Source organism: Kiritimatiellaceae bacterium (assembly GCA_013141415.1).
Taxonomy (GTDB): domain Bacteria; phylum Verrucomicrobiota; class Kiritimatiellia; order Kiritimatiellales; family Tichowtungiaceae; genus Tichowtungia.
On sequence record JABFQY010000002.1, the window covers coordinates 214585 to 227301 of the forward strand.

Genomic DNA, 12717 nt, shown 5'->3' on the forward strand with positions numbered 1-12717 from the left:
AATGATTTCTGCGAGGTTATTCGGTTCCGGGGTGCAAAAAGTGATTACTTTTTGGCGGCGGCTTCACGAGCACGCACTTTGAGGCGTTTTTTGCGGCGCTCACGGCGTTTTTGTTTGGTGCGTTCTTTAAGTTGCTGACCCATAGTGGGGAGAGCTTGTAGCCGAAGGAGTCTGTGCCGTCAATTGCTTTTGCTAAAAACTGGATTTTACCGGTTCGCATTCTAGAATGCCCCGCATGCACCGTCATAGAAACAGTCGTAAACCGTGGATTATCACCGCCCTGCTGGCTATCGCCCTGCTGGGCACCCTGCTCTCGCACTGCCGTCAGGTCGAAAAAGATTACCCGCGCGACGAAGCGCCAAAACTGGACGAAACCTGGTCGTTCGGCAGCGGTGACGTCAAAGTCGTACGCATTCCGCTCGACGGTGTGATCATGCGCTCAGAAGAAGAAGGTTTTCTAACCGCCCGCTCTGACATGGTCGCCAGTATTCTTGCTCAGGTGTGCGCCGCTGAACGCGATCCGGAAATGCGCGCCATCATTCTGGAAGTCAATTCGCCCGGCGGCGGCGTGACGCCGAGCGATGAAATTTATAATGCACTCCGCGGCTTCCGTCAGAGCCGTCCCGATCGCCGTGTCGTCGTTTTCATCCGCGACCTCGGAGCTTCCGGCGCATACTACGCCGCCATGGCTGGCGATTTCATCATCGCTGAACCGACCGCCGTGGTCGGTTCCATCGGCGTGATCATGCAAACGATGAACTTTCAGGGACTATCTGAAAAACTCGGCATCACCGACGTCACCATCAAGTCGGGCGCGAACAAAGACATGCTCAACCCTTTCCAACCGGTGAACACCAATCAGGTGGCGCTGTTGCAGTCATTGATTGACGAGATGCAGAAGCGCTTCAGCGGCATCGTGGTCGAATCGCGCAAGTTGAATGCTGCGGATGCCGCCGGACTGTTCGACGGCCGGATTTTTTCGGCTTCCGATGCGCTGAACAAGGGGCTGATTGACGAAATCGGCTACTGGAACGACGCGCTGGCCCGCACGGCGCAACTGCTGGACACCGGCGCACTGCGCGTGGTGCGGTATGAGCCGCAGCGAACATTTGTTGAACAACTGCTCGAAGGAAAAAGTCCGGTTGTTCTGCCGAATCTGAAACTGCATTCGCCGCAGTTCCTGTATCTTTGGAAACCGTAAAGGAGTGATGTCATGATGAAAAAGATTTGTTTTACCCTGCTGACCGCCGGACTGCTGACCGGTTGCGAAACCATGCCCTTCCCATTACAGACCCGCGCCGACCGCGCCGCGATGGGCGAAGACCAGCTCATCGCGCAGGAAAATCAGCGCCGCGCGGCTGGACGTCTGGAGTCGCTTGAACTGCAAATGAATCAGATGAGCCGCGATCTTGAAGCGCTGAAAGGACAACTCGACCGCCGCTGCGCAGCCATTGAGCAGAAAAACGAAGCCGATAAGCGGGAAATGGTGTCCCGGCTGAGCGGAGAACTGAACAAGCTGATGAAACAGGCGTCCGCTCCGGTTCCCCAGTCGTCGTCCAGGCCAGCCGTCAGCGGTAAGGCTGTCGAACATACCGTCCAGTCCGGCGAAACGCTCTACATCATCGCCAAGGCCTACGGTGTCAGTGCGAAGACGATTACCGACAATAATAAAATCGCGGATCCGGGCCGTCTCTCTGTCGGCCAAAAACTGATTATTCCACAGTAGGAAACCGAAGGAGGTTGCGATGCGGAGCAGGTGGATTCTTTTTTTTGCCGCCATTCATTTGATCTGTGCCGCCGCGCCGCCCGCCGTTGAGCAGCAAGCCCGCGCCTTACAGGTGATTTTGCGGCAAGCCGACGACGCTTACTATAATAAGCACGAATCGGTGGTGAGCGATGCGGCGTACGACGCGTTGCGGAAACAGTACGATCTGCTTCTGGCCGATTACCCGGAACTGGTCTCGACAAAGCCCGTCGGTTCTCCGGTTGAGGCGTCGACGCGTCGCGTCGCGCATACCTCGCCGGTTTTAAGTTTGGATAAAGTCTATTCCGATCAAGACGTAAGCCGGTTTCTTCAGCAGACCGGAACAAACCTCCTCTATTGCGTGGAGCCAAAACTCGACGGACTGACTCTGGTGCTGCGCTACCGTGACGGATTATTAGTTCAGGCGCTTACCCGCGGCGACGGAAAAACCGGCGTCGATGTCACGCCCGCCGTACTGGCCTCCGGTGCCGTTCCGGCCGCACTTACTAACGCTCCGGCTCAACTTGATGTGCGCGGCGAGGCCCTGCTCCCGTTGCCTGCATTTGAGGCATTGAATCGGCGACGCATCGAGAACAAGCAGGAGCCGCTCAAAAATCCGCGCAATGCCGCTTCCGGAACGCTGGCGTTGACCGACTATGCGGAGATCGCCAAGCGCGGATTGGCGTTCCAGTGTTTCGAGCTGCTGGCGACTGAGAATATGCCCGCGACGCACACCGAGGCTCTCGCTCTATTGAAAAAAACCGGACTGCCGGTCATTCAAAGTGTTGCGGTTCAGTCCGCCGGAGTGCTTTCCACTGTAGAAAATATGAACCGGCTGCGCGCAAAGTTTTCTTTTATGACCGACGGCATCGTTATCAAGGTTGACGACCTCGCGGTGCGCAACCGGCTTGGTGCCACAGCGCATCATCCGCGCAGTGCCGTTGCCCGCAAATACGAAGAAACTCCAGTTCCAACCCGTTTACTGAATATCGAATGGTCACGCGGCGCAACCGGCAAACTGACGCCCGTCGCCCGGTTTGAGCCGATTGAAATTCAGGGCGCAACGGTTCAGCGTGCCACGCTCCATAGTTTGGAACACCTTCGCGCACTTGATTTAAAAATCGGCGACTGGATTAACGTCATCCGTTCCGGCGGAACCGTTCCTGAAATTACCGGCATTTGCGTGGAGCGCCGCACCGGGAACGAAACCGCGATTCCTGATCCGGTGGAATAATTTATGGCCTCTTCCTACAAATATCTTTTTGGCCCGGTGCCGTCACGACGTCTTGGCCGTTCGCTCGGCATCGACGTAACACCGTTCAAAACCTGTTCGTTCGACTGCGTGTTCTGCCAATGCGGATGCACAACACGCCTTGTTACAGAGCGCAGCGAGTTCGTTCCGCTCGAAGATGTCTGCGCCGAAATCGAGCGCTGGCTGAAAGAAGACGGCGCGGCCGATTGCATCACTTTCGCCGGCTCCGGCGAGCCGACGCTCTATTCGCGCCTCGGCGAGCTGATTGCCTTCATTAAGGCGCATACAACGATTCCGGTTATCGTTCTTTCGAATGGCACCCTGCTCCACCGCATTGCGGTGCGCGACGAACTGATGACGGCTGATGTCGTAAAGGTCAGCCTGAGTGCGTGGGACGATGCGTCGTTTCGTAAAATCAACCGCCCGGCCACTGGCCTTACGTTTGATCAGTTGCTGGCAGGACAGCGCGAATTCCGGCAAGAATTTACAGGAACGCTGTGGATAGAAGTTTTTTTGATGGAAGGATTTAACGCTAATCTGTCGCAGGTAAAAAAAATCGCCGCCGCCGTCGGCGGAATCCGGCCGGATAAAATTCACCTGAACACAGCGGCGCGGCCGTCAGCAGAGGCCTCCGTTCTGCCGGTAACCAAAGAAAAGCTGGCCTCGCTTTGCGAACTCTTTACTCCGCACGCTGAAGTCATCGCATCATTTTCCGCCACCCGTGCCGGCGGAGACATCGATGCCGAAAAACTGATCAGCCTGATTCGGCGGCATCCCGCCACGGCAGCCCAGCTGGCACAGAGTTTCGGCGTTGAATCAGCGACTATTTTGCCGTTGCTGGACGATCCCCGGCTGCAAAAAGAGATGCGCGGCGGCGAAGCCTATTACACGTGCCGGTAAAAAGGACTTGCGCCGCACAGCTCGTTATGATTAAAAGGCCCGCTCTTTTAGCAAGGACTAGGTAAATAAATGAAAAAAGAAATTCATCCCGAATACACTGATGCAGAAATTTCGTGCGCCTGCGGCCATGTGGTTAAAACCCGCTCGACCGTTAAGAAAATGCATGTGAACCTCTGCTCCGCCTGCCATCCGTTCTTCACCGGAACGGCCAAGATGCTTGATACGGAAGGTCGCGTAGACCGTTTCCGCAAGCGCTACGGCAAGTAACGACGCGTATTTCAGGCCGGACTCTGTTTTTCGGAGCCCGGCCTTTTTGTGTCCCGCCATGATTAATCACGCCTATCTGGAAAACCTGCGCCGACGCATCTCCGGGCTCGAAACGGAAATGTCCGCGCCGGGCGTTGCCGCCAACCCCCAGAAAATGCAGGCGTTAATGCACGACTATTCGCATCAGAAAAGAGTCGCCGCCGCCGCCGAGTATTTTCTGAAGCTGGAAGAAACAATTGCCGAAAGCCGCGTAATGCTGGCAGACGCATCCACGGATGCCGAATTGCGTGAAATGGCCGAAGCCGAGCTGGCTGATGCCGAAGCCAGATTATCCGGCGCGGAAAAAGCCGTAAAGATCGCCCTGCTCCCGCCAGATCCTTCTGATTCGAAAAACGTGATCATGGAAATCCGCGCAGGTACTGGCGGAGACGAAGCCGCGCTTTTCGCCGGCGACCTCTATCGAATGTACAACCGCTATGCCGAAGCCAATGGACTCAAGGTTTCTGTCATAGATGTAAGCCATTCCGAAACAGGTGGATACAAGGAAATTGTTTTCTCCGTCGAAGGCGAGCTGGTCTATAAAAAACTGAAGTATGAAAGCGGAACACATCGCGTTCAGCGCGTTCCGGCGACTGAAACGCAGGGCCGCATTCACACTTCGGCCGCCACTGTCGCCGTACTCGCTGAAGCCGAGGAAGTGGATATCGAAATCAAAACCGAAGACCTGAGAATCGACACCTACCGTTCCAGCGGATCGGGCGGACAGCACGTCAACACGACCGATTCGGCGATTCGTATCACGCATATTCCGACCGGCGTGGTTGTGCAGTGTCAGGACGAGCGCTCACAACACAAAAATAAGGCTAAGGCCTTGCGCGTTCTTCGCTCCAAACTTTATGAGGCCCGTCAGCAACAAATCGAAGCGGAACAGTCGGCTTCCCGGCGCTCACAGGTCGGATCCGGCGACCGCAGCGAAAAAATCCGCACATATAACTATCCGCAAAACCGCCTGTCGGATCACCGCATCAATTTGACGCTCTACAAACTCGACCGGGTAATGGATGGCGACCTCGACGACGTTTTCGATGCCCTCTATGAGCACGATGTGGAATTAAAAATCAAGGCCCATACCGACAAAGCCTCAAAAGCTTGATTTTTTACAAAAAACCGCAGTTTCGGCTCTTTTTCCCATCAATTTCATTCGAAAACGGCGCTATTTGTAAAAAACCGCCAACCAGACGGTTTGCCCGTCTGCCGCAGTTTTTTCGACCCGGTGACGCTCTCCGGCCTGAATATTCAAATAATCGCCGGGGGCCAAATCAACCAGTCCGTCATCAAATCGGATTTGCGCGGATCCTTCCAATAACAAAACCCATTCGTTTTCCGCCTGCTCATACCAGAACCCGGCGGACGAGCCTTGCCCGAAAGACACAATCCGCTCAATGCGAATATTGTCGGTCGAAAGCAGTTTGGTGAATAACTCTTTCTGTGACTGTTCCGGAATTGGGTCAAACAGGTTCTGTTTCATGCAAAAATAATAACAGGACTGGGTCGTCAGTTGCTGAAAAAAAATCTGGTTTTATTTTTCAGTCGCCCCATCATTCACGGTCTCCATGAGAAACAAGTCATACGATGTGATTGTGGTCGGTGGCGGGCACGCTGGGTGCGAAGCGGCGCTGGCTTCCGCCCGGCTCGGCGCGACCACACTTTTAATCAGTCTTGAAAAGACGTTTATCGGCCGAATGTCGTGCAATCCTTCAATTGGAGGAATTGCCAAGTCGCACATCGTATGTGAGTTAGATGCGTTAGGTGGTGAGCAGGCTCGTAATACGGACTATACGGGAATCCAGTTTAGAACGCTTAACACCCGTAAAGGCCCGGCCGTTCAGGCCTTCCGCGCCCAGTGTGATAAGAATCTGTACCCTGCCCGCATGCAAGCTGTCCTTACAGCACAAAACAATCTGGATATTTTCGAAGGTGTCGTGGCCTCGGTTTGGACTGAATTTGGACAGTTGCGCGGAGTTGTTCTGGAGTCCGGAGAAAAACTCGTCGGCAGGTCGGTCGTGTTGACCTCTGGGACTTTTATGCGCGGACGGGTCATGATCGGCCAAACCGTCGTTCATGAAGGACGCTGGGGGGAACGCTCCGTCGATGATGTCTCTGTTTCGCTGAAAAGCCTCGGCTTTGAGCTTGGCCGGATGAAAACCGGTACGCCACCGCGGATTCACAAAGACAGCATTGATTATTCTAAAATGGTTATCCAGCCCGGCGATGAGCCGCCGCCATTTTTTTCGCGTTCCGCGCGCCGCGACCAGCAGATGTTCCACGTAGAACCGGCTGCAGCTGCTTCCGCCGGGGTTCCACGTGGAACAGCGCTACGTCCGTGGCCGCCCGGAACCGACCAGATTCCGTGCTGGCTGACCCATACCAACGAAAAAACCCACCAGATTATCGCCGACAATCTTAAAAAAAGCTCTTTATACGGCGGTCTGGTTGAAGGCGTCGGCGTCCGGTACTGTCCGTCCATTGAAGACAAGATCGTAAAATTCCCGCAGCGAACCTCGCATCACATCTTTATCGAGCCGGAAGGCCGTAACAATGTGCGAATTTATCCGAACGGAACTTCCAACAGCTTGCCGGAAGATATTCAGGTGGAAATGATCCATTCCATTCACGGTCTTGAGAACGCGGTGTTTATTCGTCCAGCCTACGCTATTGAATACGACTATGCGCCGCCGACCCAGCTCTACCACACCTTAGAAACAAAAAACGTTGAAAACCTCTATTTTGCGGGTCAAATCAATGGGACAACCGGTTATGAAGAGGCTGCCGGACAAGGATTTGTCGCCGGTGTTAATGCTGCACGTAAAGTTCTTGGACTTCCGGAGTTCGTTCTAGGCCGCGACGAGGCGTATATCGGCGTTTTAATTGACGATCTGGTTCTGAAAGGCACCGATGAGCCTTACCGGATGTTTACTTCGCGGGCGGAACACCGATTGACACTCCGGCAGGACAATGCATGGTTTCGACTTCATGCCCGCGCCAAAGAACTGGGTATTGTTTCGGCGGAAGATTTGGCAGAAACCGTGCAGACGCGGGATCAAATTGACAGGGAGATCGTTCGTCTGAAGAAAAAATTCCACAATGGAGCCTCACTGGCACAAATTCTGTGCCGACAAGACAACCACTATTCCGATCTGCCGGGAGAAAAACCGGAACTGCCGCCAGAGGCAGTGGAGCAGGTCGAGATTGCCATAAAATATGAAGGCTATATTAAACGCGAGCAGGGGCGCATTGCTGATTTCCAGACGCTGGAGAAACAGAGGATTCCGGTAGACTATAACTACGATGCCATCTCTGCGCTGCGTTTCGAATCGCGTGAAAAGCTGAAAAAAATCAGGCCGGAAAATCTCGGACAGGCCTCGCGCATTTCCGGCGTCAATCCCGCCGACATCTCTATCCTGTCGGTATGGATGAAGACGGCCAAAAACCGGAGCTAAGCAATTCCCGCTACGCTTGGCGTTTCTTCTTTTTCTCTTCCAGGTCAGGGCGAGGGCGTGGAACAAATTTCAAATCAAGCGGCGCGCCTTCAAGGCCAAACGCCTTGCGGATCTCATGATCGAGGTACCGCTTATACCCTGACGTTGCTCGTAAAGTATTATTAACAAACATTTTAACACGAACAGGTTTTACGCCAGCCTGCGTGGCGTAATAGATCTTCAGCGGGCGACCATTGACGCTTGGGGGCGGATTTTTCTGTACGGCATCCTGGAGAATCCGGTTCAGCACGCCGGTGGAAAGTTTGAGCTGAACCTGATCAGAAATGTAGTCGATCAGTTCCACGCTCTTCCGAATATTATAGCCGGATTTTGCCGAAAGAAAGAGCAGGGGGGCAAAGTCGAGAAACTGCATTTCTTTGCGTAACGCCGGCTCATACTTGGTTTGTGTAACCTCTTCTTCTTCAGCGATATCCCACTTGTTAACCGCCAGAATACAGCCTTTTTGCGCCTCGATGATTTTAGCGGCCAGTTTTTTGTCCTGAAGCTTTGGCCCCTCGGTGGCGTCCATCAGAAGAATAACGACATCGGCGCTTTCGACGCTCTCCTCGGCGCGCAGGTTACTGTAGTGCTCCACTGCTCCAGAGATACGGGTGTGCCGATTGACGCCGGCGGTATCGATCAGGATATAGTGCCGTGCGTGCGGACCGTTGCCGATGGCGAACGGGATCTCGATGCTGTCGCGTGTCGTGCCCGGAATATCGGAAACGATCACGCGCTCGCTGTTCAGCAACCTGTTGATATACGATGATTTACCGGAATTTGGACGTCCGACGACTGCCACGCGAAGTGGCGTGCGCTTTTCCCTCGGAAGCGCGGCAGGAAGCTTGGCCATTGCTGCCTGCAGGACAGAATCAATGCCGCGGTTATGAAGTGCGGAAACCGGAAACACCGGGAAGCCGAGCTTTTCAAATTCGGCCGCCTGTTCGTCGCGGGCGGAGGTATCTGCCTTATTCGCGAGAATAAACACCGGCCGGTTGGCGCGGTGGAGCAGCCGGGCAACCTCTTCGTCCATAGGAACAATGCCGGACGTGATATCGACCACGAAAAGAATGGCCGCGGCGTCTTCGATGGCGACGGCGACCTGTTTATTCGTGCTATCCACGATAATGTCGTGCGCCGAGCCGGAGTCCATCGTTCCGAGTCCGCCGGTGTCGATCAGATCAAAATACTGCTCGTTCCATTCGGCTTCGCAAACCACGCGGTCGCGAGTCACGCCGCGCTCCTCGTGCACAATCGAGACGCGACGGCCTACAATTCGGTTAAACAGCGCCGATTTTCCGATATTCGGACGACCAACGATCGCAACAGTTCTTTTCGGTTCAGGAGCACTCATGTCAAAAATCCTTTAATAAGGCGCACATTGAACGGGTTGCGGCTTGTAAAAGCAACCCTCTTCGTATAAATCGGTATCGAGACCTGACCAAAAACAAGGAGAAATCTATGGCTACCATCACCTTCAAAGGAACCCCGATTCACACCATCGGCGAACTGCCCGCCAAAGGAAGCGCCGCGCCGGACTTCGCGCTGGTTAAGCAGGACCTTTCGGAAACCGTGCTGGCGGATTATAAAGGCAAGCGGCTGGTGCTGAATATTTTCCCGAGCATTGATACCGGCGTTTGCGCCATGTCGGTGCGCAAGTTCAACGAAAAGGCCGCCGCGCTGAAAAACACCGTCGTACTTTGCGTTTCGATGGATCTGCCATTCGCGCAGAGCCGCTTCTGCGGGGCCGAAGGAATAAAAAACGTCGTGACCGCGTCGGCGTTCCGCTCCGTTTTCGGTGACCACTACGGCGTCACCATCGCCGACGGCCCGCTGGCCGGACTGCTTTCACGCGCCGTAGTCGTCGTCAGCGAAACCGGCAAAGTGCTCTACACCGAACAGGTTCCGGAAATTGCGCAGGAGCCAAACTACGACGCCGTGCTCGCCGCCCTCAAATAAAAAGGCGGAAGTGAAAAAATCAGCCCGTTTGATCTGCACGCTCCTTTGGTTCTGCGCGCCGTTATTTGCGCACGCCGAAAGTCTTGTCGTCGGCAAAGACGAGCAGGGCGTGCAGATACGCATTCTGGCGGTGGATGGCAAGGCCGCCAAAGGAGCGCCGGTCCGGCTGACGCCGGGCAAGCACCAGCTGGCTGTCTCCTGCATCAAAACGGAATCCTACGGGGCGCTGAGCGTGGACACCACGCTCGTGCTGACCGTCAAACCGAACTGCGACTACGAACTGCTGGGCTTTTTCGAAGGAAAGAACGCAAAAGTGGCTGTTAAAGAAAAAGTTGTGCGATAACACAAAATTAGAAAAGTCAGGCAGCTGGACTCCAAACGCTCAAAAATTGGAATCGAGTTAATACGGTTAAAAATGGTTAAGAAAAATCTAGAATTGATTTCACGCAATGGAGCCAGAACGCCGTTTTCTATTGAGATCGGAATTCCGGTCAAGGATGACGGATGTTGGTGTTGTCCTGTCAATATTCCGGGACTCCATGATCTGACCATCAGAGGAGTTTGTGGGGAAGATGCCGTTCAAAGCCTTTGCCTAGCCATTGGGTTGGTAAAGAAATTATTGACCACTTCAATAGAAACCGGGGCTCGTATTGTTGAGGTCGGTTCGGATATCGACTGGCCAATGGACGTTATAATGAAAACTTGACCTAGGTTCGGCGGGTTGGACTATCCATCGAACGGCGCGGATTTGTCGAAGTCTGGCAGGTAGGTTTTCTGGCTCTCAAGAGTTTGGATAAAGGCGTTTTCGAGGCCGAGCTCGAGCGCGTAGTCAGTGATTTCGTCGTATTCCTCTCCGCGTTATGCCAATCGAGCAGCCAGCAAGGTCGGCGAAATTACGGTGGCGCGTTCGTTGAGCGGATATTCCTGTTCGTCGTCAAGCGGTGCAACGATGTATCCCTGTTCCAGCCCCAGATCGTCCAGAGATCTGTAAAATCCCGCGGATGGTTGCGGTGACGCGGATGCTTTGCATTCTACAGCCATTAGCCGATCTCCCCGCTGGAGAACGAGATCAAGTTCATCGCCCTTGGCTGTTCGATAATAATAAAAATTCCATTGTCCATCTGCCGCGCCCGCGAGTTGCGCGGCGACATAACTTTCCCAGGAACATCCGTAAACCGGATGTCCGAACAAGCTGTTTCGGTCTTGGATGTTCAGCAGGGCGTGTAGAAGTCCGGTGTCGCGGAAAAGAAGTTTGGGGCTTTTGACCAAACGTTTTTTTACATTCACAAACCACGGATGAAGCTGCCGGAGCATGTACGTATGTTCCAGAAAATCGATGTAGCGCCGGATGGTCGGGGCCGAGACCCCAATGGATTCGGCCAGTTTTGCGGCGTTTAACGTCTGTCCATTTGCATGGGCCAGCATCGTCCAAAGCCTGCGCATAGTTGTCTCTGACAGAGACGTTTCATACAAACGCAAATCCCGCTCCAAATAGGTTCGGATAAAATTCTGCCTCCAAATCAAGCTGGCCTCATCACTGGTCGCCAGAAAACTATCAGGAAATCCACCGCGCAGCCAGTGACGGGATAAATCGCCGGACTTCAGCTCTGAAATCAGGAATGGCGTTAGATCCAGATAGGCGATGCGTCCGGCCATGGACTCAGACGACTGTCTCAGTAACTCAGGCGAGGCGGAACCAAGAATCAGAAATCGGCCGGGCGTGCGCTTTTCGTCGCACAAACCGCGCAATATAGGGAACAGTTCGGGAGCGCGCTGGACTTCATCCAAACAAACCAACCGGTCTTTATTGGCGCGCAAAAAAGATTCAGCATCGTTCAACTTATTGAGATGCGACGGGATTTCCAGATCGAGATATACGGCGTCCAAATTCTCAATGACATGACGGGCCAGTGTGGATTTTCCGCACTGCCGCGGACCGAGCACCGCCACGGCCGGAAACTGTTTAAGCCGATTTTTCAACGCATCCTGTAAAGTGCGGTTGAGGTATTTCATGTCCGGAGGCTATCCTTAATTGTCGGGCAGTGCAAATCGAAAGTTTGATTTTTGATTTGCACCTTTTGTTTACTCAAACGGTGCGGGTTTGTCGAAGTCGGGCAGGTAGGTTTCCTGACTTTCCAAGGTTTGGATAAAGGCGTTTTCGAGGCCGAGTTCGAGCGCGTAGTCGGTGATTTCGTCGTATTCCTCCGCGGTCAGCGGACGGTTCAGTTCCGGAATTCCGCAGGCTTTATACTGCGGTGAATACTGCGACATGATGCTGACGGATATTTCCTGCGACAGCTCCGCCAGAAACTTTAAGCAGGCTTTGCTGTTTTCAAGCTGGCCCGGCAGAACGAGGTGGCGGACGAGCAGTCCGCGTTTGGCGACGCCGTCGTCGTCCAGTTCCAGCAGTCCGACCTGATCGAACATTTCGCGCAAAACGTCGGGAATGACGTCGGCATAATCGGTGGCCGCCGAAAACTTCCGTCCGAGCGCGTTATCCATGTATTTAATATCCGGCAGATAAATATCGACCAGTCCGCGAATCTGCCGGAGTGCTTCGACGGAGTCGTAGCCGTTGGAGTTGTAAACGACCGGAACGGTAAGTCCTTTTTGCTGAGCCGCTTGAATGGCGTCGGCCATTTGATAAATCATGTGCGACGGCGAAACGAAGTTAATGTTGTGTGCGCCATCAGATTGAAGCCGGAGCATTTCGTCCGCCAGTTCCGCGCCGGAGAGCTTCCGAACTTTGGAACCTTCAAACTCCTGACTGAGCTGCCAGTTCTGGCAGAAGACGCAGCGCAGGTTGCATCCGGCAAAGAAAATCGTTCCGGAGCCGCGCGTTCCGGAAATCGGCGGCTCTTCGCCGAAGTGCAGTCCGGCGTGCGACAGCAGAATGTCGCCGCCGACTTTGCAAAAGCCGGTCTGGCCTGCCCGACGGTTGACGCCGCAGCGGCGCGGACAGCATTCGCAGCGGTTCAACTGTTCTGAAAAGGTCTGTTTCACGGTGGCGGTTATAAGGAAGAACCCGGCCGGGCGCAACCGGCGGCTACTTTTTT

At 54.2% G+C, this 12717-nt stretch carries 14 protein-coding genes; 10 read left to right on the top strand and 4 right to left on the bottom strand.

From position 1 onward, the window contains the following. The first annotated feature begins 235 nt into the window (after nucleotides 1-235). The 6 genes from sppA to prfA all read left to right on the top strand — a co-directional run bounded on the left by sppA (nucleotide 236) and on the right by prfA (nucleotide 5316). Nucleotides 236-1201 (top strand): signal peptide peptidase SppA, encoded by a 966-nt coding sequence (gene sppA, locus HOO88_03830; protein ID NOU35883.1) that lies wholly within the window; start codon nucleotides 236-238, stop codon nucleotides 1199-1201. Between the two features lie 12 nt (nucleotides 1202-1213). Then, nucleotides 1214-1726 (top strand): LysM peptidoglycan-binding domain-containing protein, encoded by a 513-nt coding sequence (locus tag HOO88_03835; protein NOU35884.1) that lies wholly within the window; start codon nucleotides 1214-1216, stop codon nucleotides 1724-1726. A gap of 19 nt (nucleotides 1727-1745) precedes the next feature. Beyond that, the gene (locus HOO88_03840) at nucleotides 1746-2978 is read left to right on the top strand and encodes a hypothetical protein (GenBank protein NOU35885.1); all 1233 of its coding nucleotides are present in this window, start codon (nucleotides 1746-1748) and stop codon (nucleotides 2976-2978) included. A gap of 3 nt (nucleotides 2979-2981) precedes the next feature. Beyond that, a complete protein-coding gene (locus HOO88_03845; GenBank protein ID NOU35886.1) occupies nucleotides 2982-3896 on the top strand; it encodes a radical SAM protein in 915 nt (304 codons plus the stop codon). 69 nt (nucleotides 3897-3965) lie between these two features. Further along, on the top strand, nucleotides 3966-4163 hold the full coding sequence (gene rpmE, locus HOO88_03850) for a 50S ribosomal protein L31 (GenBank protein NOU35887.1): 198 nt from the start codon (nucleotides 3966-3968) through the stop codon (nucleotides 4161-4163). A 58-nt stretch (nucleotides 4164-4221) separates the two neighbouring features. Beyond that, the gene (prfA, locus tag HOO88_03855; GenBank protein NOU35888.1) at nucleotides 4222-5316 is read left to right on the top strand and encodes a peptide chain release factor 1; all 1095 of its coding nucleotides are present in this window, start codon (nucleotides 4222-4224) and stop codon (nucleotides 5314-5316) included. 60 nt (nucleotides 5317-5376) lie between these two features. Here the strand turns inward: prfA and HOO88_03860 are convergent, their stop codons facing one another. Beyond that, nucleotides 5377-5691, bottom strand: a complete 315-nt coding sequence (locus tag HOO88_03860) for a cupin domain-containing protein (GenBank protein ID NOU35889.1) — start codon at nucleotides 5689-5691, stop codon at nucleotides 5377-5379. Nucleotides 5692-5776: 85 nt separating this feature from the next. On the opposite strand from HOO88_03860, the gene mnmG reads away from it, so the two are divergent. Beyond that, complete coding sequence (gene mnmG / locus HOO88_03865; protein ID NOU35890.1) at nucleotides 5777-7663, top strand: tRNA uridine-5-carboxymethylaminomethyl(34) synthesis enzyme MnmG; 1887 nt, start codon at nucleotides 5777-5779, stop codon at nucleotides 7661-7663. 10 nt (nucleotides 7664-7673) lie between these two features. On the opposite strand, the gene der is transcribed toward mnmG, so the two are convergent. Next, the gene (gene der, locus HOO88_03870) at nucleotides 7674-9056 is read right to left on the bottom strand and encodes a ribosome biogenesis GTPase Der (protein NOU35891.1); all 1383 of its coding nucleotides are present in this window, start codon (nucleotides 9054-9056) and stop codon (nucleotides 7674-7676) included. A 107-nt stretch (nucleotides 9057-9163) separates the two neighbouring features. Here der and tpx point away from each other — a divergent pair, with 107 nt between their 5' ends. From tpx to HOO88_03885, 3 genes are all read left to right on the top strand, one after another. Next, complete coding sequence (gene tpx, locus HOO88_03875; GenBank protein ID NOU35892.1) at nucleotides 9164-9661, top strand: thiol peroxidase; 498 nt, start codon at nucleotides 9164-9166, stop codon at nucleotides 9659-9661. 10 nt (nucleotides 9662-9671) lie between these two features. After that, nucleotides 9672-10004 (top strand): hypothetical protein, encoded by a 333-nt coding sequence (locus tag HOO88_03880; GenBank protein NOU35893.1) that lies wholly within the window; start codon nucleotides 9672-9674, stop codon nucleotides 10002-10004. A 72-nt stretch (nucleotides 10005-10076) separates the two neighbouring features. After that, nucleotides 10077-10367 (top strand): hypothetical protein, encoded by a 291-nt coding sequence (locus HOO88_03885; GenBank protein NOU35894.1) that lies wholly within the window; start codon nucleotides 10077-10079, stop codon nucleotides 10365-10367. 152 nt (nucleotides 10368-10519) lie between these two features. On the opposite strand, the gene HOO88_03890 is transcribed toward HOO88_03885, so the two are convergent. Further along, nucleotides 10520-11674 carry an ATP-binding protein gene (locus HOO88_03890; GenBank protein NOU35895.1) on the bottom strand — a complete coding sequence of 385 codons (1155 nt, stop codon included), beginning with the start codon at nucleotides 11672-11674 and terminating at the stop codon, nucleotides 10520-10522. Between the two features lie 69 nt (nucleotides 11675-11743). After that, a complete protein-coding gene (locus HOO88_03895; protein ID NOU35896.1) occupies nucleotides 11744-12640 on the bottom strand; it encodes a radical SAM protein in 897 nt (298 codons plus the stop codon). Nucleotides 12641-12717: the final 77 nt, after the last annotated feature.